The sequence below is a fragment of the Parabacteroides sp. B2-S-102 genome (genome assembly GCF_023656665.1).
Classification (GTDB): domain Bacteria; phylum Bacteroidota; class Bacteroidia; order Bacteroidales; family Tannerellaceae; genus Parabacteroides; species Parabacteroides distasonis.
Genome location: NZ_JAMOKM010000005.1, coordinates 159,242 through 179,455, shown reverse-complemented (window position 1 = coordinate 179,455; position 20,214 = coordinate 159,242). Strand labels below are relative to the sequence as shown.

At 42.2% G+C, this 20,214-nt stretch carries 19 protein-coding genes; 12 read left to right on the top strand and 7 right to left on the bottom strand.

Features of this window, described 5'->3' with window-relative positions:
* Positions 1-120 precede the first annotated feature (120 nt).
* The 5 genes from NBH07_RS09100 to NBH07_RS09080 all read left to right on the top strand — a co-directional run bounded on the left by NBH07_RS09100 (position 121) and on the right by NBH07_RS09080 (position 5,906).
* Positions 121-732 (top strand): Crp/Fnr family transcriptional regulator, encoded by a 612-nt coding sequence (locus tag NBH07_RS09100; RefSeq protein WP_008778905.1) that lies wholly within the window; start codon positions 121-123, stop codon positions 730-732.
* A gap of 170 nt (positions 733-902) precedes the next feature.
* On the top strand, positions 903-2,156 hold the full coding sequence (locus tag NBH07_RS09095; RefSeq protein ID WP_005860478.1) for an aminotransferase class I/II-fold pyridoxal phosphate-dependent enzyme: 1,254 nt from the start codon (positions 903-905) through the stop codon (positions 2,154-2,156).
* A 219-nt stretch (positions 2,157-2,375) separates the two neighbouring features.
* Positions 2,376-3,146, top strand: coding sequence for a DUF4377 domain-containing protein (locus NBH07_RS09090; protein ID WP_005860476.1), 771 nt, complete (start codon positions 2,376-2,378; stop codon positions 3,144-3,146).
* 65 nt (positions 3,147-3,211) lie between these two features.
* Positions 3,212-4,330 carry a thiol-activated cytolysin family protein gene (locus NBH07_RS09085; protein ID WP_005860474.1) on the top strand — a complete coding sequence of 373 codons (1,119 nt, stop codon included), beginning with the start codon at positions 3,212-3,214 and terminating at the stop codon, positions 4,328-4,330.
* Positions 4,331-4,337: 7 nt separating this feature from the next.
* Positions 4,338-5,906 (top strand): thiol-activated cytolysin family protein, encoded by a 1,569-nt coding sequence (locus NBH07_RS09080; RefSeq protein ID WP_008778906.1) that lies wholly within the window; start codon positions 4,338-4,340, stop codon positions 5,904-5,906.
* A 124-nt stretch (positions 5,907-6,030) separates the two neighbouring features.
* Here NBH07_RS09080 and NBH07_RS09075 read toward each other — a convergent pair whose 3' ends face one another.
* From NBH07_RS09075 to NBH07_RS09055, 5 genes are read right to left on the bottom strand one after another with little or no spacing between them, the layout of a single operon-like run.
* Positions 6,031-6,861, bottom strand: a complete 831-nt coding sequence (locus tag NBH07_RS09075) for an MBL fold metallo-hydrolase (protein WP_005860469.1) — start codon at positions 6,859-6,861, stop codon at positions 6,031-6,033.
* A 21-nt stretch (positions 6,862-6,882) separates the two neighbouring features.
* The gene (locus NBH07_RS09070) at positions 6,883-7,485 is read right to left on the bottom strand and encodes an LOG family protein (RefSeq protein ID WP_005860467.1); all 603 of its coding nucleotides are present in this window, start codon (positions 7,483-7,485) and stop codon (positions 6,883-6,885) included.
* Between the two features lie 6 nt (positions 7,486-7,491).
* Positions 7,492-8,238 carry a TIGR02757 family protein gene (locus NBH07_RS09065; protein WP_005860465.1) on the bottom strand — a complete coding sequence of 249 codons (747 nt, stop codon included), beginning with the start codon at positions 8,236-8,238 and terminating at the stop codon, positions 7,492-7,494.
* Between the two features lies 1 nt (position 8,239).
* A complete protein-coding gene (locus NBH07_RS09060) occupies positions 8,240-8,947 on the bottom strand; it encodes a DNA alkylation repair protein (protein WP_005860462.1) in 708 nt (235 codons plus the stop codon).
* Positions 8,944-9,903, bottom strand: a complete 960-nt coding sequence (locus NBH07_RS09055) for a 2-hydroxyacid dehydrogenase family protein (protein WP_005860460.1) — start codon at positions 9,901-9,903, stop codon at positions 8,944-8,946. Before NBH07_RS09055 ends, NBH07_RS09060 begins: the two co-directional genes overlap by 4 nt.
* Before the next feature lie 84 nt (positions 9,904-9,987).
* Between NBH07_RS09055 and NBH07_RS09050 the strand changes: the two genes are divergently transcribed.
* From NBH07_RS09050 to NBH07_RS09035, 4 genes are all read left to right on the top strand, one after another.
* Positions 9,988-11,217: a spore maturation protein gene (locus NBH07_RS09050; RefSeq protein ID WP_250833501.1), complete on the top strand. Its 1,230-nt coding sequence runs from the start codon at positions 9,988-9,990 to the stop codon at positions 11,215-11,217.
* Positions 11,218-11,307: 90 nt separating this feature from the next.
* Positions 11,308-11,736: an rRNA maturation RNase YbeY gene (gene ybeY / locus NBH07_RS09045; RefSeq protein WP_005860456.1), complete on the top strand. Its 429-nt coding sequence runs from the start codon at positions 11,308-11,310 to the stop codon at positions 11,734-11,736.
* A 53-nt stretch (positions 11,737-11,789) separates the two neighbouring features.
* Positions 11,790-12,596, top strand: coding sequence for a KilA-N domain-containing protein (locus tag NBH07_RS09040; RefSeq protein WP_005860454.1), 807 nt, complete (start codon positions 11,790-11,792; stop codon positions 12,594-12,596).
* A 20-nt stretch (positions 12,597-12,616) separates the two neighbouring features.
* Complete coding sequence (locus tag NBH07_RS09035) at positions 12,617-12,790, top strand: hypothetical protein (protein ID WP_009275490.1); 174 nt, start codon at positions 12,617-12,619, stop codon at positions 12,788-12,790.
* On the opposite strand, the gene NBH07_RS09030 is transcribed toward NBH07_RS09035, so the two are convergent.
* Both NBH07_RS09030 and NBH07_RS09025 read right to left on the bottom strand, forming a co-directional pair.
* Positions 12,763-13,401, bottom strand: a complete 639-nt coding sequence (locus NBH07_RS09030; RefSeq protein ID WP_008778909.1) for a porin family protein — start codon at positions 13,399-13,401, stop codon at positions 12,763-12,765. The two genes, NBH07_RS09035 and NBH07_RS09030, sit on opposite strands and share 28 nt — an antisense overlap.
* Before the next feature lie 145 nt (positions 13,402-13,546).
* The gene (locus NBH07_RS09025; RefSeq protein ID WP_156682763.1) at positions 13,547-14,695 is read right to left on the bottom strand and encodes a metallophosphoesterase; all 1,149 of its coding nucleotides are present in this window, start codon (positions 14,693-14,695) and stop codon (positions 13,547-13,549) included.
* A gap of 118 nt (positions 14,696-14,813) precedes the next feature.
* Between NBH07_RS09025 and mnmG the strand changes: the two genes are divergently transcribed.
* The 3 genes from mnmG to uvrC are packed head-to-tail and all read left to right on the top strand — an operon-like array spanning position 14,814 to position 20,205.
* Entirely contained in the window at positions 14,814-16,691 is a 1,878-nt protein-coding gene (gene mnmG, locus NBH07_RS09020) for a tRNA uridine-5-carboxymethylaminomethyl(34) synthesis enzyme MnmG (RefSeq protein WP_009016523.1), read from the top strand.
* 44 nt (positions 16,692-16,735) lie between these two features.
* Positions 16,736-18,373 (top strand): adenine deaminase, encoded by a 1,638-nt coding sequence (ade, locus tag NBH07_RS09015; protein ID WP_005860444.1) that lies wholly within the window; start codon positions 16,736-16,738, stop codon positions 18,371-18,373.
* Positions 18,370-20,205 (top strand): excinuclease ABC subunit UvrC, encoded by a 1,836-nt coding sequence (uvrC, locus tag NBH07_RS09010; protein WP_005860442.1) that lies wholly within the window; start codon positions 18,370-18,372, stop codon positions 20,203-20,205. The genes ade and uvrC overlap by 4 nt, the downstream gene beginning before the upstream one ends.
* Positions 20,206-20,214 lie beyond the last annotated feature (9 nt).

Sequence of the window (20,214 nt, the reverse complement as noted above, 5' to 3'; positions counted from 1 at the left end):
TAATCTCTATTTCATAGATATTTTGGTGCAGTTACCTTGAATAAATCTTGATTATCCAGCTTTTAGCATTATCTTTGTTCTTAGAATATATTAACATAACCAGCTAAACATACTAAACACATGAAAACCAACATCGCATTATTAATAGAGCAATCCGTTAACGTTATAGACTCCTTAAATAAAGGACTACGATTAACACACAAAGAACAACAATTTTTTTGTGAACACTTCGAACGTGAAGAAATCAAGAAAAACGAGTTTACCATAAGAATCGGTGATTACGAAAAATATCTTTATTTCATAGAAAGTGGTATCCTACGCTATTGGACTGCACAAGAATATGGTGATCCGGACAAAGAAGTCACCTTTTGGTTTTCTTTCCCGGGTGAATTCGCCAACTCGTACTTTTCCCTTAAGGAAAATCAGCCATCACTCATACATATACAAGCATTAACAGACTGTGTAATCTGGAAATTATCGAAGCAAGACTTAGCAGATTTATATCAAACCTCCCTAAACATAAATAAGATCGCAAGAATTGTTCTCGAAGATGCTTTATGCCGGAAAATAACGAGAGAGACCTTGCTACTTGGTTCCTCCGCCGAAGCTATTTATGAGGATCTTATAACCAAAGAAAAAGAACTGATTAATAATATACCATTAAAGTATTTGGCATCTTACATAGGAGTCACCCCTCAAAGATTAAGTCAAATAAGGAGAAAAGTTCATTAATAAGACAACTTATTTTTCGTTCCACTTTTGCGTTAGAGAATTATAATGAAGAATCTGTTGTGTTAAATCTTCTTTATAAAGCAAGAAACCTAAGTAAATAATTAAAATAGTTTCATTTCATAATATAATAACTGTCAATAATTTTGTCAAATTAAAAGAGAGGAGTTTATATGCAAAACGAATTTGACAACATGACATTAAAAGACTTCGAAAATAGAGGTCAAGACTTATTAACCAGAGCAAAACAGGTTGATGATTATATATCGTATAGACATAGAATCCAGCATTTACCTTATCGTGTCATCTCTTTGACCGGTTCTAGTGCCCACATGAGAGTGATCGATCCATATTCAAATAAAGAAAAAGAAATGATCAGTTTCGTTTCCAATGATTATCTGGGCTTATCACACCATCCAGAGGTTATAAAAGCAGGGATTGATGCGCTTGAACAATATGGAGCCGGAGCGGGGGCCAGCCCTTTGATTGGCGGGCACAACTTCTTGCATGAGCAGTTAGAGCAAGAGATCGCTCATTTCTTGAAAAATGAGTATGCAATAACCTATACATCCGGATACGCCGCAAATTGTAGCACATTACTAGCCATGATGGGTAAAGAAGATATCGCAATCATGGATATGTTTACTCATGCGAGTGTATTTGACGGTTGTTTATGTACCAATACAAAGAGGTTCCTTCACAACGACATCGATTCCTTGGTGCATGTCCTAAACAACGCAAAGAGCTTCAAAAATCGCTTTGTAATTATTGATGGCGTTTACTCCCAAGATGGGGATATCGCCTTTCTTGATCAAATTTATACCGTATGTAAAGAGCATGACGCATTCCTCATTGTTGATGACGCTCATGGTATTGGTGTATTAGGCAAAACAGGCCGAGGAATTATTGAGGATTATGATCTTCTCGACAAAGTAGATATAATTACCGGAACATTCAGCAAAGCTTTCGGATGCGTGGGAGGTTATGCCATAGCCAGAAAAGAGATCATAACTTTACTCAGATATTATTCAAGGCAAAATATATTTTCCGCTGCCGCTACACCCCAAACCGCCGCATCCGCAATAAAAGCCATCCAACTGATTGACCAAGAACCCCAATGGAGAAACACACTAGCCGACAATATCGAATATTTTAAAACCGGACTTGAAACCTTAGGTCTTGATTATGGTAATACCGAATCAGCGATATTCCCCGTAATGGTACGTAATGAACACTATGTGAAAGAAGCAGCTCGCATATTATTTGAGCAAGGAATATATGTAAACCCAATCAGTTATCCAGCTGTACCGGAAAAATTATCCCGTCTTCGCTTCAGCTTAACAGCTATGCATACGAAGGAGGAGTTGGATAAGACATTTAGTATCCTTGAAAACATTAGGAAGAAATACAAACTAGCACAAATATAATCACATTTATAAATTATATAAAGATTAGCAGCTTTGTTATTTACAGCAAAAATCAATAATTTAGAAACCTTCACTTTTACAAAGAAAACAATCATGATAAAAATTATCATTTATTCATACGGCATCTCAAGTAGTTAATATATATTCATCACTATAAAATCAATAAATATCTACTTTAACAAAGTAAATATTTACACAAATATACATAAAATTCAATATATGAAAACTAGACATTTATTAAATATATTATTATTAGCACTTTATACAAGCAGCTGTAATAAAGAAGACACCCCTCTAATCAAAACAGAAACTGTCAAAATATTTCTTTTATCAGAAACAAATAGAATCCAAAATGAAGATATTGAAAATCATGAATATATACTAGCAAAAGAAGAAAATCAAGTCGATTTTCAAGAAATAAATATTTCTGCGATCGAGGGTTTCCATTATGAAAAAGGGTATGAGTATGAATTACTAGTTGAAAAAAAGACCCTCGTTAATACTAATTTTGACAATAATCAGACTAAATACAAATTAATTGAGTTAATCTCAAAAAACAAAGTAGATTTTAAATATTTGATTATAACTAAAGAAAATCCCTTCATACTACATTCAGCCGGAGGCAGATTCGAAATACCTCTGCAATGTATAAAAGAAAAATATATTAACAACAAATTATCAGAAAAAGAGCACCATCCTTTAAAAGGATTAAAATATAAGATTGGAACTAATTATGGAGGTATTACTAATATAGTAAAAGAAGGGAAAGAAATCGGTTTTTACAAAATAATTATCGAGAGATATGGAGCATACAACATGAATGGAATTCCTGAATGGTTTTGTGCTTTTTACACTAAAAATGCAAATTTAAATTTTGACCTAAAACCATCTCCAATCTATGAGCAAATATTTGAGCAACCACAAACTAAAGGAGAGCAGTATCTTATCCTTCCGATCATAAATATTTCAATTGGAACATTTGATATATAAAGATCCTATATTAAAATGCAACAAAATTAACACAGCAATTATTCACCTTATAAATATATATTATCATGAAAAAAGAAATCTTTATCTTACTAACTGCTTCACTTGTAGTTTCTTCATGCGTTGACAATGAAGATATATACAAAAATCCAGACAATAGTAAAAAGGATCAAGTCTTAACACTATCCAAATATCCTCAGAAAGTCATAGACATTGAAACTGGCAGTAAAGAACACTTAGCTCTTTTAAATGCAACCACACGATCTACCTTTCTCATTAAGGATAGTGTTTGGCCGGATAAAAAAGGTCATTCACTCATATATGAAACAAATGAACACGGTACAACAGCCAATACAATGAGATACATCTATTTGGGATCATTACTGAAAGGTGGCTCGCTAGAAGAACAGCGTTTTCAACGCTTAACAAACGAATTAGACCCTCTTTATATATCCTACTCTTTTCCTGCTAAGATTGTAGGAGATATAATAGAGAAGCCCAGCTTGCAGTCGCAAAGAACATCTTTAAGTAAAATAATGAATCAAGAAGGGATGACAGGCAAACAGATTGTTTCATTTATCTATGACATGAATCAGTTCACCTATTATAATGAATTAAAATTAGCATTTAATTGCAATATAGACGTTGCAAGTGTTTTTAACATATCTACAAGTGTTGCGCAAGGAAAGATCAGGAAGAAATGTGGATTAGTAGCTAAATTTATACAAAAAAATTTCACAGTTGATTTAGATTTACCAGCAGATGGATGCCTTTTAAAAAACAATAATGAATTATCAAATGTTGGTCCATACGATCCTGTTTATATAAGTTCAATAACCTATGGAAGAATGGGAGTAATGATGTTCGATTCTAGTTATGCATATGATTCATTAAGAGTAGCAGTAAAAGCAGCCTTTGATGCAAAAATAATAAATGGGAAATTAGAGCTAACAAGTGAACAAACGAAAATAATTAGTGAAGCAGACTTAAAAATTGCAATCATAAGTGGTGATGGTAGCTATTCTGTGAAAACAGTGGATGGAATTAACGGATTTAAGGAATTTATTATAGCTGGAGGAGAATTTAGTAAGGATGTTCCTGGAGATCCTATATTTTATTCAGCAAGCTACTTAAGTGATGATTCTCCATTCTACGCAAAATTCAGAGTAAACATACCTTATAAATAATTATACTATGAGAATTACATCAATATTTTTATTTACAATCATCATATTTGGAGGATTATCATGTTCAAATGATGATAGCCTTATTCATAATAAGACTAAAGGAATCTTAGAGAAATATCCTGAACCCACTGTCACAATAACAGCTCATAATCATATACCTTTTCTTGCTAAAAATATTTTAGAAGAAAAAGCGATTACAAAAAGTGTAAATATTATCTCCGATATTGCATGGGCAAATGGATTTGGAAGAACAATTACAGCCCGATCGGATGAAATGGTAATACCAGACAATATGAATAGATACATATACCCGGGATCAATATTGGAAGCATCTAGCATTGCAGAGACACGATTTACTCCAATACCTGTAAAAAACAATCCGGTCCATGTCTCTGTCTCTTTTCCTGCTAAAAAAGTAGGAGGAACTATAAAAGAGCCTTCTTTATTGAATATCAGACAATTTGTCATGGATCTAATGCAACAAAATAATATAGGAAAACAAAGTGCAACATTAAGTTTTGATGTTCAAAAATTTGTATCATATGATGAATTAAAAATGACTTTTGGCTCTAATGAAAATACAGGATTATTGTTTTGGGGAACTTCTTCTGCGCAATATCAAAATAAATATAGAATCATACGCAGCTCTGGACTTTGCATAAAATTTATTCAGAAATATTTCACATTAGACATGGATATTCCTAGTAATGGTCTAATTTCAGGAACTATACCAGGAGGATACTCACCTGTATACGTTAGCTCTATTGCCTATGGAAGAATAGGTATTCTCACACTAGAAACAAATTACGATTATGAAAAAGCTAACAAATTAGTGAAAGAAACTTTTAATTCGCTATTTATTAACAAGAATAATACACTCACAAAGGAGCAAGAAGCCTTTTTCAATAGCGCAGAAATGAAAGTTTTCATAGCAGGAGGATCAGGGGTCACAGGAGTTAAAACTATAGGAGGTATTAAAGAATTCACAAATTATATTACAGAGGGAGGAGAGTTTTCAGCATCCTCACCAGGTAAACCAATTTTTTGTTCTTTTGCAAACTATAGTGACGATTCTCCATATCGCATTAATTTCAAAATAGATATAGACAGTGATCCTGTTTATGCAAGACTTGAATATGATATAACCAAAGATGTATCAGGTGGAAATGTTAAATCATGGTATACTGATGCTAATGTTTATTTAAGGTTTTATGCAGATAAAGCCTGTTCAATCAAAACGATAGCCCAAAACTATATTGGATTTAATATAAATCGCCTTATATTACAACAATATGTTGGACCTAATTATAGTGTTAGTAAAGCAAGAGAGGTAAAACTAGATCAAAACCTCACTTTTCATAATCAAACAAAAGGCATAGAGTATCCAATTGCATATGGTCATCGCATGACAGAAACAATAGGCACTACATATTTAGATCGAGGAAATTGGACTAATGACCATTTTTACCTAAGAGCAGGTAAATTTTATCAAGTACGACCTCCTATAAATATGAAATATACATGTTTCATAGATTATCATAATCAAAATGAATATGACTGTTCGGATTTTGAATAATTAATATTCCAAAATAAAATACCCCTAGAGTTAAATAGACAACTTTGGGGGTATTTCTATCATAGGAGCTTGAACCTCTGTATATATTAAGATTAATATATGCTAAATCTACTTGTTCTCATATTTATTTCATACTCTCCTTCTTATAATTTATACGAACCCCATACTTCGTGTATACTCGGTCTAGCCCCAACATACCTTGTGGGTTAGGCTCGCCTTGTGCTTTGCCGGACAGGATATCCTCGCTCATCGTGATCATGTCTTTTACACGTTGAGGGGTTTCCTTGTTCATTCCGAAATAATGTCCGGGGTAGAGGTATTTGATATCATATTTCTCGATCACCGCACTCATCTTCTTACAAGTAGATATTAGCGTAGAGAAGTCAACTCCCAGCAATAGATTACCGGAGCCGAACGAATCGCCGCTAAAACCATAAGCGGCATCCTTATCCACAAAAGTGGTCGATCCGGGAGTATGCCCGGGAGTAAAGACAACTTCGAGGGTACGCCCACCCAAATCTAGAATTTCGCCATCTGTGAGGAAACAGACCTTGCCTTTATAATTCGGCATAAATTCCGGTATACCTATCGTATCAGCCGGATTGATATAAATCTCCGGGAAATAATCGATAGCCGAGCCTGTATGGTCCGGATGCACATGCGTGGCGACCAGCGTAACCGGCTTGTCCGTGATGGAAGCCACTAGCTTATCCAAATCCTTGATCTTTGTTCCTGCATCAATCAAGATCGCTTTCGTTTCTCCCTCGACCAGATACAGGCTCTCGTTCGCCATTAAATGACCTGTTCCAAACCATGTATGCTCATCAATCTGATGGAAAATCACATCTTCATTCCTAAGCACTTCCTTCTCCTCGATACCCGCCGTCTGTGCCTGGCAGAACAAAGCGATCCTTGACAGGAGCAACAACATCATTAATAAACCTAGTTTTTTCATTATCATATTCATTTTTAAGATTTAAATCGCCGCGATCTTCCGAAGGCTTGCGTCCCATTTCGGCTCGGCGTAGATGAGACGGATAGCTTCTTCCGGCGTGTCGGCTACCGCCCACATCTTGGCGTGCTGGGGACGCATGAAATTCTCGTTCATGGCGTTCCTCAAAAGTTCCAACAAGGGATCATAGTAATGATTAATATTGAGGATTACGATCGGATTGAGGTAGAGACCGAGTTGTTTCCAAGTGATGATCTCCAGAAGTTCCTCTAATGTACCGCATCCACCGGGAAGGGCGATCACCGCATCCGAGAGGTTTGCCATGAGCTGTTTACGCTCGTGCATCGTCTCGACCTCAATCAACTCGGTCAAGCCTTTATGATACCAATCCTGCTCCACCATAAAATGGGGGATAACGCCCGTTACCGTTCCACCAGCCGCTAACGCAGCGTCGGAGACAGTGCACATCAAACCGATATTCCCGGCACCATTGACTACCCGTAGTTTTCGCTCTCCCAAAAGACACCCCAATTCCTTGGCGGCGTCAAAATAAATCGGGGGAATCTTCGTGCTGGACGCGCAATACACGCAAACAGACGAGATGTTATTTATCTTCTTTTCTTCCATATCTTTTTATTCTTGATTTATATCGTAGCCAAATAAGGCGAAATCCCCCAGACAAGGATCATCGGGGAAGACTTTCGCCAATGCGTCCGTTATCTCACGGGCCGTACGAAGGGTAGCGGTTTTTTGGCCTGTCAAGCCCAAGCGCAAGGAGATCTGGTGCACATGCGTATCCAACGGGATGATTAATTGGCGGGGATGCACGGCTGTTCTCCAGATACCGAGATCGACGATACCATCCGTACGCACCATCCAACGCAAGAACATCGCCAGACGCTTACAAGCGGAAGTCCCGTGCAAGACCGGAATGCCATTGAGATCAGCAAAAAGTTGTTGCAACCGCAAGATAGGATCTTCGCAAGGACCGGCGGCGGCCATAGCGTCTTCCATACAGTCGTAGGTATCGTATATATCCTTTAGGCGACAACAAAGGAGATGCAGATCATGATAGGTATAAAAACGGTAAAAGGTATCCCGCCTGCGAACCGGGCGGTTCCGTAGGGGAGCGAAAGAAGTCTCTCCGGTACGGATAAACTCGTAAGGACTTTCGCCCATCAGCCGGTGTAGCTCTTCCGCTTTTTGGAGAATATGCGCCCTGCGACCGTAAGAGATCCACGCCGTCAGGAAAGCCGATATCTCAATATCCCGTTTCTCCGTAAACCGATGGGGGAATCGAACCGGATCATCCTTGATAAACGATTCCGTATTGTACGTTTTCGCCCATTCACGAAGTAAAGAGATGGTCTTTGTATCCATGTTATTTCTTCTTTAGAAAATATTGCCGCTCGGGTTCCGGATAATGCTCGATAGCGTAACGAAGCGCCGTACGAGGAAGACGAGTAGCGTTGCGTTCCAAGAAATCGGTAAGCGTCTGCCGCTCCTTTTTGCCGACCTCACGCAGCATCCACCCAACCGCCTTATGCATCAAATCGTGTTTATGACCGATCAACCGTTCGGATAACTCCAAGGTATCCCCAAAATCATTCCGACGGATAAATGCCCACGTAGAGACGATCGAGATCCGTTGTTCCCATAAATTCTCGCTTTCCGCCAAACGGTAGAGGAGGGAACGATCTTTGTCCACCAAATATTCGCCGACGATATCCCGACAGGTCAAATCTACCAAATCCCAGTTATTGCAACGCCGCATATTCTTCAGATAGAATCGGAAGATGGCTTCCCGCTCTTCCGGCATCGCTTTCCGATCCTGGAAACGATAGACCAAAATCAGCAAGGCACATAGACGTGCCTCATGCCACGGACTATCCAGCAACAGCTGCAGCTCATCGAAAGGAGTCGCCTTATTAGCCTTCGCTATGCTGCGGGTTTGCGGGACAACCACTCCGAGAAACTGATCGCCCTCGCCATATTGACCGGGACCAGTCTTGAAAAAGCGGCTCAAATGAACCGCCTTCTCGGGTGTACCGACCGACTGTAGCTCGGATAGGATAAACGCCGCCGTCATGGCCGGAGTACCCGTGATACGGGACGGTCGCCCTCCAAGAAACCGATCACGTTGTTGCATACCGTGCGTGCCATAATGATACGGGTTTCCATCGTCTGGGTGCCGATATGAGGGGTTAATACCACGTTGTCCATTTCCAATAACTCGGGGAGAGGATAGTCTCCAAACTCGAATACATCCAAACCGGCACCATGAATCGTACCTTCTCGCAAGGCTTTTACCAAGGCATGCTCGTCCACCAACGGGCCACGGGCCGTGTTGATCAGGATGGCGGAAGGCTTCATCTGCTTGAACTCTTCCTCGCCGAGGATATGGTAAGTATCGGGGGTATAAGGGGCGTTCAAGGATACGAAATCGGCTTTCGCCAGAAGCTCTTCCTTGGAGACGTAGGTAACATTCAATTTGGTCTCGTCCTCGATGCAAAGCTGACGGCGATTGTGGTAGATCACATCCATGCCCAAAGCATTCGCCCGTTTCGCCAAGGCCTTGCCGATACGTCCCATACCGATAATGCCCAAGGTCTGTCCGGTAACCGGCATACCGAGGTTCTCCAGTACACCGACCTTCATGTCCTTACCAAGCGTACGCAGCTTACGATCACATTCCGTGATACGCCGGGCGGTATCCAGCATCAAGCCTAAAGCGATATTGGCGGTAGGGGCCGTGACAGGATCAGGCGTATTCGCCACCGTCAAGCCTTTCTCGAGGGCGTAGGCCACATCGATATTATTATAACCAACGGCGTAGTTAGCGATCAGCCGCAATTTCGACGCATGGTCGATCAACTCTTTGTTTACCGGGAAATCGAACATGGAGCAGAGCACATCGTACTCCGGTATCATCTCGAAAACCTCCTCATACGTAAAATCTCTTCCTTCGGGAAAGGTTACCTCGTACTTACTTTCCAACTCGGTAAATCCCTCGCGGAACATGTCGTATGTCACTAATATCTTCATCTTGGATCTATTTGTTATTCAAAAAGCAAAAATACAAATCAATTGGCAATTAATTCCTAAATTTGTGACCAATATATATTTATTATGGTACTAAACTATATTTTGATCGCTTTCTTCTTGATCGCTTTCGTCGTGGCCGTAGGTAAACTGGTCATTGGTGGGGATACCGCCGTTTTTACCGAGATTATCAACGCTTCTTTCGCTTCGGCCAAGACGGGTTTCGAGATTTCGTTAGGATTAACGGGGATCTTGTCGCTTTGGCTGGGCATCATGAAGATCGGTGAGAAGGGGGGGGTGATACAAGCGTTCGCACGATTGGCGGCTCCCGTATTCAGCAAGCTTTTTCCGGATATCCCAAGAGACCATCCCGTGACCGGTTCTATCTTCATGAACCTATCGGCAAATTTACTGGGACTGGATAATGCCGCCACGCCAATGGGATTGAAAGCCATGCAACAGTTACAGGAATTAAACCCGAATAAAGAATCCGCCAGCAACTCCATGGTGATGTTCTTATGCATCAATGCCTCGGGACTGACCTTGATCCCGATCACCATCATGATGTACCGGGCGCAGTTAGGAGCGGCGAATCCATCAGACGTATTCCTGCCGATCATGCTCGCTACATTCACATCAACCTTAGTCGCTATTTTAGCGGTTTGCGTACGGCAGAAGATCAATATCCTCCAACGGAACCTAGTCCTGTTTTTCGGGGGACTGGGATTATTTATCGGAGGCCTGGTATGGCTATTTAACTCGATGGAACAGGAGCAAGTTTCCTTGTATTCGACTTTATTCGCCAACACGCTTCTTTTTACCATTATCTGCGGATTTATCATCAGCGGCATGCGTAAAAAGATCAATGTATATGATGCTTTTATAGAAGGGGCGAAAGAAGGTTTCCAGACTGCTATAACGATTATTCCTTATCTGGTAGCTATCCTAGTAGGTATCGGTGTCTTCCGGGCTTCCGGAGCGATGGATTTCATCATACAAGGCGTTCGTTTCGGCATTGCTTCGATAGGGCTCAACACGGATTTCGTGGAAGCGCTACCTACCATGTTGATGAAACCGTTAAGCGGGAGCGGGGCTAGGGGCATGATGCTGGACGCCATGAACACGTATGGAGCGGACTCTTTCGTCGGTCGCCTGTCATCCATCGTTCAGGGCTCTTGCGATACGACATTCTATGTAGTTGCTCTTTACTACGGTAGCGTAGGTATCCGTAATACCCGCTATACGGTGCAATGCGCCTTGTTAGCGGATCTGGCCGGGGCGATAGCGGCGATAGCGATGGCTTACCTGTTCTTTTAACATTCTATACAATCAATAGATTTGAAATGAATCTATTTAAAATCTATTGATTACATTTGTAACGAAATTTCAATACGATAAATAGACCTTATGGCAATAGCATATTACGCCGAGGATATCCAGCTCCCGGCAATCAAGAAAAAAGCGGTCAGCGGATGGATCAAGGCGGTAGCCGAGACCTACGGGAAGAAGACAGGCGATATCAGTTACATCTTCTGCTCGGACGAGAAGATCTTGGAGGTAAACCGCCAATATCTCCAACACGATTATTACACGGATATCATCACCTTTGATTATACGGAAGGAAATAAGATCTCGGGTGACCTGTTCATCAGCCTCGATACGGTCAGGACAAACGCCGAGACATTCCACACGGATTATAACGAGGAACTCCACCGTACCATCATCCACGGCATCCTGCACCTTTGCGGTATCAACGACAAAGGCCCCGGCGAGCGGGAGATCATGGAGGAGAACGAGAACAGAGCGTTAGCGATCTTGCCGGAGGAATGTCGGTAAAGAGATGTTAACCAGAAACAAATTTATACTACAAATCTTATCTGAAGAAAATTATGGAGAAAATCACAGTCCAAAATACAAGTGTCATGATCATATCTATAAATAAGAATGACTATATCTCACTTACCGACATCGCAAAGTACAAAAGCGATGATCCGACAGCAGTAATTGGCAATTGGATGCGTAATCGTAATACCATTGAATATTTAGGTATATGGGAAAGTTTATATAATCCTAATTTTAAACCCCTCGAATTCGAGGGGTTTAAAAAGGAAGCAGGGTTAAATGCTTTTACCCTTTCTCCACAAAAATGGATAAATACAACAGCGGCAATTGGTATTATCTCCAAATCCGGAAGATATGGAGGCACCTTTGCTCATAAGGATATAGCTTTCAAATTCGCAAGTTGGATCTCTGTTGAATTTGAATTATATATCGTTAAAGAGTTTCAACGCCTAAAAGAAGAGGAACAGAAACAAATCGGCTGGACTGCCAAACGAGAACTCTCCAAAATAAACTATCACATCCATACCGACGCTATCAAGCATAATCTCATCCCCATAGAGTTAACCCCGCAACAGGTAAGCTTTATATACGCAAACGAAGCCGATATTCTTAATGTCGCTCTATTCGGCACAACCGCTAAACAATGGCGGGAAGCCAATCCCGAATTAAAAGGTAACATTCGTGACTATGCGACTATTAATGAACTTATCTGTTTATCGAATATGGAAAGCCTGAATGCTGTATTTATTGATGAAGGACTTACCCAGCGTGAACGACTAATAAAGCTTAATCAAATAGCGATCCAGCAAATGAAGATATTAGAGGCGGTTGAGAGCAGACTATTGTTGAAATAAATAAAAATAATACAGACAACATGAAAACAGAAGACATACCTTACGATTACACGTATTGCTACGCCACGGACGAGCAATGCCCGAAAGCAGTCCATTGCCTGTGTAGCCATGCCGCAAGGCTGAACGAGGAACAAGCGATCTCTCTTAATTCACGATTTACTGGAGATCAGAAACGCCATCCTAGATTGAATTGAATAACCCCATTATGATCTTTTCCCCTAAAATGATTGCTTCCACCGAATGAGTATTCCGGCTCCTTAAAGAAATGAGTACATCCTAAATTATAATTGGCGGAGATAACTAATCCCATGTCAAAGGTATAGCCAAGCCCCATCGAAACAGAGAAATCACAATTTCGGATCTCTTCTTTTTTATCACCGGAAAAATCGTACTCGCTCTGGTGCACCGGAGTAGGAGCCGAGACGAAAATATAATTCGAAGCTTTCGCCCTTACATTAAAGCCAACTTGTGGGCCCGCGAAAAGATGGAATCCCCGATACAAATAAAATTTAGCGTAAACAGGAATATTTAAATAATCCGCCTTTAGCCGGGCTGTCTCGCCTTTAGCGTTTTCCTGTTGATAACCTTGCATAGAATAATAAACACCCGGTTCTAAAGCAAACAGTTTACTAAAACGTATTTCCTCCGCCACACCAATATTTAACCCCGGACGCATATCCGCAAAACTTTCCGGATAAGTATTTGCCAAATTCAAGCCAATCCTAGGAATAAAATGGAACTCTTGAGCATCGGCTTGCGACAAAGAGAAAACAAACAAGATAAACAGTAATACAACTTTTTTCATAACTCCTACATTTAAAACATATCTATATTTATAGATGATTTAAGATACATAAAAGTTGCACTCCCTATCTCATTACTTCACATTAGGGGAGGCACTTCTTCCTCCACCATGATGGTAGCAGCCGTGACAGCTCAAGCACCAAATATTACTCGGTTAATAACGGCTCTTGTTTTCCGGAATCATATACGACAAACATAGAACCGTCTTTCTCGATCATGACACCACGGCCTCGTTCCTTCTCCTTGTTTTCTTGATTATCGACATTCACGGCAATCACTTTATAATGATAGAAAGTCGTGATATCATCGAAAATAGTATGACCTACAAAGATGCGGTTCACATTATATTTCTCTAATATTTTCCGCAAATCATCCCGATCTAACGGGTGATACTTATCTGCGCCACGTACCATACCCCGATACCAGATCGGTCCATACGTAGCGAACATAAAAGAAAGATCGGAGCCTTTATCTGCATTACGTTCTTTTTTCGTTAAGAAGAGGCCATCGCTCACGATCTCATTCACGGTAGGGATATCGTAATTCCGGTCTAAAAACTCCTTGCTCAACCCAGCATGGACAAACAGGTTATCTCCGACCACCTGTATCGAGTTACGAGTTTTCAACCAATGTCCTAACTCGCTTTTCTGCCAAAGCTCCGGATAGGTCATTCCTAAAGTATCCGCCAATTGAGTATATTTCTTCTTCGTATATCGCAAATCATTTCCCAGAACCATAGTCTCATGATTTCCGATTAAGAAAGTCACTTTTCCACCGGCATCTTCCGCTTCTTTCTCCAACTTGTAGATCAACCAATAGATAGGGAGTACATCCACGCCCCGGTCAAAGACGTCACCGATTATCACCAATTGGTTAGTCCCAAAAATCCAATTATAGTCCGCATCGATCACTTTTCCCGCCTTTAACAGGGAGGCGAAACAAGACCAGTTCGCATGTGGATCTGAAAGAACAAACGTCTTCTCCGGTTGCACATCTTTCCATTTCGGACGAGAGACGGAGTGTATGGTTACCGGAAACAATCTCTCTCCGTTATCGGAAAACACCTCGAAGGAAAAGGAGGTAGGTATACTTTTATAATGCTTATCCAATAACCGGCCTTTCCCATCTACAGATATCGCACGCATACTACCATCATCGGCTTTCAATAGATAGGGACCATCGATCGATAACTTCTCGATCGCTTGACGAGGTTTCTTATCTTTCCCACAAACCGGACTGAAGCAAGAGGTCAGTAAAACCAGAAAAACAAGGATACGGCATTGAATAGAATTCATAGCAGCTTAAATCTTTAGTTCATTAAACCTGAAAACAATGTATGTATTTATTATACAAATATAAACGAATTCTTTCACGAACACTCACTATCTTCGCGTAAAATAAAAGGGAATAAAAATGACTTTCAATTACGACGTAATAGTAGTAGGCGCAGGACATGCCGGCTGTGAAGCCGCCGCCGCCGCGGCGAATCTAGGATCAAAGACGCTTTTGATCACGATGGACATGAACAAGATCGCCCAGATGAGTTGTAACCCGGCAGTCGGGGGAATCGCCAAAGGACAGATCGTACGAGAGATCGATGCGCTAGGCGGATATATGGGAATCGTGACCGACCAGACCGCTATCCAATTCCGTATGTTAAACCGTAGCAAAGGACCGGCCATGTGGAGCCCGCGTGCCCAAAGCGACCGTGCCCGTTTTATCGATTGCTGGCGGGGCATACTGGAGAATATGCTGAATCTATCCATCTGGCAGGATATGGTTCAAGAACTGATTATCGAGCATGGACAAGTCTGCGGCGTCCGTACGGGAATGAATGTCGTATTCCGTGCCGGAGCGGTGGTGCTTACGAACGGGACCTTCCTAAACGGCCTGCTTCATATCGGAAGAACCCAGATACGGGGCGGACGTATCGCCGAGCCTGCGGCGACCGGACTTACCGAGCAACTTGTCTCTTTAGGTATCCAAACAGATCGCATGAAAACCGGAACACCGGTCCGTATCGATGGCCGGAGCGTTCACTTCGATGAAATGGAGGAACAACCGGGGGAAAACGATTTCCATAAGTTCTCTTACATGGATACCAGTCATCGTAAATTAAAACAATTGAGTTGCTGGACTACCTTTACGAACGAGGCTTGCCACGATATATTACGGGAAGGTCTCCCCGACTCTCCTCTTTATAATGGACAGATCAAAAGTATCGGTCCCCGTTATTGTCCCAGCATCGAAACGAAAATCGTGACGTTCGCCGACAAGACGCAGCATCAACTATTCCTAGAGCCGGAAGGCGAGGCCACGCAAGAATATTACCTAAATGGCTTCTCCTCTTCCCTACCCTTGGATATCCAGCTTCGTGCGCTCCAAGCGATCCCCGCTTTCCGTGACGTGCAAATCTATCGTCCCGGATATGCGATTGAATACGATTTCTTCGACCCGACTCAGCTAAGACATAATTTGGAGACCAAACAAATCCGTAATCTTTTCTTTGCCGGACAGATCAACGGAACTACCGGATACGAGGAAGCCGGCGGACAAGGTTTGGTAGCGGGTATCAACGCCCACATCAATTGCCACGGCGGACAACCTTTTATCCTCGGAAGAGACGAGGCTTATATCGGTGTCCTTATCGACGATTTGGTAACCAAAGGCGTGGACGAGCCTTATCGTATGTTCACCTCTCGTGCGGAATACCGCATCTTACTACGCCAAGACGACGCGGATATGCGACTCACCGAGAAATCCTACCAAATGGGATTGGCCAAACAAGACCGCTACGATTTACTGCGAGAGAAAAAAGAGAGCCGTGACGCTATCATTCGTTTTGCGGAGACCTACTCCGTAAAGCCTCAATATATAAACAGCGGTTTGGAGAAACTGGGTACAGCCCCCCTATCCCATGGTTGCAAATTATTCGATGTCGTACTCCGTCCGCAGACTACATTGGAAAACCTCGCAGATCTAGTTCCGGCCCTTCGTGCGGAGCTGGACAAAGTCCCGGCCTCCCGTAAGGAAGAGATCATCGAGGCCGCTGAGATATTGATTAAGTATAGCGGCTACATCAAGCGAGAACAAATCATAGCGGATAAGATAAACCGTTTAGAGAATATCCGGATCAAGGGTAAATTCGATTACAACTCGATCCAGTCTTTATCTACGGAAGCCCGCCAGAAATTGACCCGGATAGATCCCGACACGATCGCTCAAGCGAGCCGCATCCCGGGTATTTCCCCTAGCGACATCAACATCCTTTTGGTACTACTCGGAAGATAAAACACGAAATGTTCCACGTGAAACATATTAAAGGAGATATTCAAATGAATGAAGCTAAAACACTGGTTATACGAGGAAATCTGGTAGATATAATCAACAGGCGCACCTTCGGGGCAGAGATTTCAATCCTAAACGGGCATATCGGAAAGGTAACCCCTACCGGACAAGATGAGGGATATTACCTCCTCCCCGGTTTTATTGACGCACATGTCCATATAGAGAGTAGCATGGTAACCCCTACGGCATTCATTCACGCAGCCGTACGCCATGGCAGTATCGGTGCCGTGGCGGACCCTCATGAGATAGCGAATGTAATGGGTACCGAAGGAGTCGAATATATGCTCGACAACGCGAAAGGGATTCCTTTCTACACATGGTTCGGTGTCCCATCTTGCGTACCGGCTACGATTATGGAAACCTCCGGTGCGATCATAGACGCAGACGAAACCGCTCGTTTGTTGGAACGAGAGGATCTACACTTCTTGGCAGAGATGATGAATTACCCCGGAGTCTTAAATAAAGATCCGGAAGTTATGCGCAAAATAGAAGCCGCGAAACAAGCGGGTAAACCCATAGACGGACATTATCCCCTAGCGACAGGTCCCAAGCTAAAGGCATATATCGAGTCTGGTATTTCCACCGATCATGAAACCATCTATCTAGAAAAAGGCCGTGAGAAATGTGAGCTTGGGATGCATGTTCTTATTCGGGAAGGAAGCGCGGCGAAAAACTTTGACGCACTTCATCCGCTATTGAAAGAGTATCCCGAACAAATCATGTTCTGTACAGATGACGCACATCCTTCGTTTTTAAACAAAGGACACATAAATAGGATGGTAAAAAAATCGCTGGATTTAGGATATGATCTATATGATGTATTACGGGCCGCTTCCTATAATCCGGCCATGCACTATAAAATCCCCGCAGGTTTCTTACGAGAGGGAGACTCCGCCGATTTTATCCAAGTAAACAATTTAAAGGATCTAACCATACAGGCAACCTATATACAAGGAACCTGTGTATACGATGGAGAGAAATGCACGCTTCCACTCCAAAAGCCTATACATCGTAATAATTTCCACACGAAACCGATCACATTAGAAAAGCTAGCGGTAAAAGCGAAAGGGGAACAGATGCGTGTCATTGTTTGCGAAGACAGCGAATTAATCACGAAAGAAGAACTATATCCTGTACATACATTCGATGGATTTGTAGAATCAGATACAGAACGAGACATTTTAAAACTCGTTATTCTAAATCGCTATCAAACGGCTCCTCCCGCTATTACCTTTATAAAAGGAACAGGGCTCAAGCTCGGTGCCATCGCTCAAAGTATCTCCCACGATAGCCATAACATCATCGCTATAGGCGTAACCGATTTCGAGCTTATGCAAGCGATCAATGTGGTCATAAAAGCGAAAGGAGGAATCGCCGTGAGCTGCATGGACGAAGTCACTCTCCTGTCCTTGCCGGTAGCGGGATTGATGAGCGACGAATCATTGGAAGAGACGAGCCGCCGTTACGAAGAGATCGAGGAAAAGATCAAGCGATTAAAATCCCCGATGGATTCATTACAAATGACGCTTTCTTTTATGGGATTGCTGGCGATCCCATCCTTAAAACTTAGCAACAAAGGTTTGTTCAATAGCGAGACATTCCAATTTACTTCCCTATTCGTATGATAGCCGATAAAGACGAACATATCAAGACGATCCTATCGGTCATTCCGGAAAAGCCGGGATGCTACCAGTATTTCGATGAAAACGGAACGATTATATACGTCGGCAAGGCGAAGAACCTAAAACGACGGGTATCCTCTTATTTCAACAAGGTACATGACAGCAATAAGACCCGTGTGTTAGTCAAGCAAATCCGGGATATCAAATATATAGTCGTCGATACGGAAGAAGACGCGTTACTACTGGAAAACAACCTCATCAAACAGTATCGTCCCCGCTATAACGTATTATTGAAGGACGACAAAACCTACCCTTCCATCGTGGTAAAGAACGAGTACTTTCCCCGGGTTTTCCAAACCCGGAACATCGTTCGGGACGGATCACAATATTACGGTCCTTATCCCTCTTTGTTCACGGCGAAAGTGATGCTACAAATGCTAAAGGAACTTTACCCTTTACGCACTTGTAAATATCCCCTCACTCCCGAATCCATCGCACAAGGACGCTATAAGGTTTGTCTGGAATACCATATCAAGCGTTGTAAAGGGCCTTGTGAAGGCTTGCAATCATTGGAAGAATACCAGCAAAATATTTCCGAGATCAAAGAGATTCTGCGAGGCAACATCTCGCAAATCAGCAAACACCTCTATGAGGAGATGCAATCGCTCGCTGCCGAGCTCAAGTTTGAGGAAGCACAAAAGATCAAGGAAAAATACGAAGTCATCGAGAACTACCGTTCTAAATCTACGGTCGTAACCCCGATGCTACATAATATAGATGTATTCACGATCATAGAGAATGACCATTCCGCTTATGTGAACTTTATGCATATCGGAAACGGGGCGATCGTACAAGCCTATACATTCGAGTATAAAAAACGATTGGACGAGAGTAAGGAGGAATTGTTAAGCCTCGGTATTATCGAGATGCGGAATCGTTTTAAAAGCACCGCCCGGGAGATTATCGTGCCTTTCAAGCTGGATATGCAACTAGAGAATGTCACCTTCACCATTCCCCAAAGAGGGGATAAAAAGAAACTGCTCGATTTATCCGAGATGAACGTCAAGCAGTTTAAGGTTGACCGCTTGAAGCAAGCGGAAAAGTTGAATCCGGAACAACGGAATACCCGTATCTTGAAAGAGATCCAAGAGGCCTTGCATCTGGAGAAATTGCCTGCTCATATCGAATGTTTCGATAATTCAAACATACAGGGAAGCGATGCGGTAGCGGCTTGCGTGGTATTCAAGATGGGAAAACCGTCCAAGCAGGAGTATCGTAAATACAATATAAAGACCGTAGTCGGTCCGGATGATTACGCCTCTATGAAAGAAGTTGTCCGTAGGCGTTACGGGCGGGCAATCGAGGAGCGATCTCCCCTACCCGACTTAATTATAACAGACGGTGGAAAGGGGCAAATGGAAGTGGTTCGCTCGGTGGTAGAAGATGAATTAGGCTTGTCCATTCCAATCGCCGGACTAGCGAAAGATGGTAAGCACCGGACCTCGGAGTTATTATTCGGGTTCCCACCCGTAACCGTTGGCATGCGTTTGGACAGTCCGCTATTCCATCTGCTTACCCGGATACAAGACGAGGTACACCGTTTCGCCATCACTTTCCACAAGGATAAACGAAGTAAGACCCAGACAAAATCCGAATTAGACACCATTAAGGGTATCGGTGAAAAGACAAAAGTATTACTTTTACGTCACTTTAAAAGCGTAAAACGAATCAAGGAAGCAAGCTTCGAGGAACTGAAATCCGTGATTGGCGAGGCGAAAGCCAAGGCACTACAAGAGGGACTGGATGGAAAGCGAACAGAAAGCGAACAAAAATAGAACAAAAGC

Excerpts from the sequence above, each read along its gene's own strand:
- NBH07_RS09065 (WP_005860465.1), bottom strand. The coding sequence starts at position 8,238 with ATGGATACAAAGACCATCTCTTTACTTCGTGAATGGGCGAAAACGTAC.
- NBH07_RS09055 (WP_005860460.1), bottom strand. The coding sequence starts at position 9,903 with ATGAAGATATTAGTGACATACGACATGTTCCGCGAGGGATTTACCGAG.
- NBH07_RS09075 (WP_005860469.1), bottom strand. The coding sequence starts at position 6,861 with ATGAAAAAACTAGGTTTATTAATGATGTTGTTGCTCCTGTCAAGGATC.
- NBH07_RS09070 (WP_005860467.1), bottom strand. The coding sequence starts at position 7,485 with ATGGAAGAAAAGAAGATAAATAACATCTCGTCTGTTTGCGTGTATTGC.
- NBH07_RS09080 (WP_008778906.1), top strand. The coding sequence starts at position 4,338 with ATGAGAATTACATCAATATTTTTATTTACAATCATCATATTTGGAGGA.
- NBH07_RS09035 (WP_009275490.1), top strand. The coding sequence starts at position 12,617 with ATGAAAACAGAAGACATACCTTACGATTACACGTATTGCTACGCCACG.
- NBH07_RS09050 (WP_250833501.1), top strand. The coding sequence starts at position 9,988 with ATGGTACTAAACTATATTTTGATCGCTTTCTTCTTGATCGCTTTCGTC.
- NBH07_RS09095 (WP_005860478.1), top strand. The coding sequence starts at position 903 with ATGCAAAACGAATTTGACAACATGACATTAAAAGACTTCGAAAATAGA.
- NBH07_RS09100 (WP_008778905.1), top strand. The coding sequence starts at position 121 with ATGAAAACCAACATCGCATTATTAATAGAGCAATCCGTTAACGTTATA.
- NBH07_RS09060 (WP_005860462.1), bottom strand. The coding sequence starts at position 8,947 with ATGACGGCGGCGTTTATCCTATCCGAGCTACAGTCGGTCGGTACACCC.
- ade (WP_005860444.1), top strand. The coding sequence starts at position 16,736 with ATGAATGAAGCTAAAACACTGGTTATACGAGGAAATCTGGTAGATATA.
- NBH07_RS09040 (WP_005860454.1), top strand. The coding sequence starts at position 11,790 with ATGGAGAAAATCACAGTCCAAAATACAAGTGTCATGATCATATCTATA.
- NBH07_RS09085 (WP_005860474.1), top strand. The coding sequence starts at position 3,212 with ATGAAAAAAGAAATCTTTATCTTACTAACTGCTTCACTTGTAGTTTCT.
- NBH07_RS09030 (WP_008778909.1), bottom strand. The coding sequence starts at position 13,401 with ATGAAAAAAGTTGTATTACTGTTTATCTTGTTTGTTTTCTCTTTGTCG.
- mnmG (WP_009016523.1), top strand. The coding sequence starts at position 14,814 with ATGACTTTCAATTACGACGTAATAGTAGTAGGCGCAGGACATGCCGGC.
- ybeY (WP_005860456.1), top strand. The coding sequence starts at position 11,308 with ATGGCAATAGCATATTACGCCGAGGATATCCAGCTCCCGGCAATCAAG.
- uvrC (WP_005860442.1), top strand. The coding sequence starts at position 18,370 with ATGATAGCCGATAAAGACGAACATATCAAGACGATCCTATCGGTCATT.
- NBH07_RS09090 (WP_005860476.1), top strand. The coding sequence starts at position 2,376 with ATGAAAACTAGACATTTATTAAATATATTATTATTAGCACTTTATACA.
- NBH07_RS09025 (WP_156682763.1), bottom strand. The coding sequence starts at position 14,695 with ATGAATTCTATTCAATGCCGTATCCTTGTTTTTCTGGTTTTACTGACC.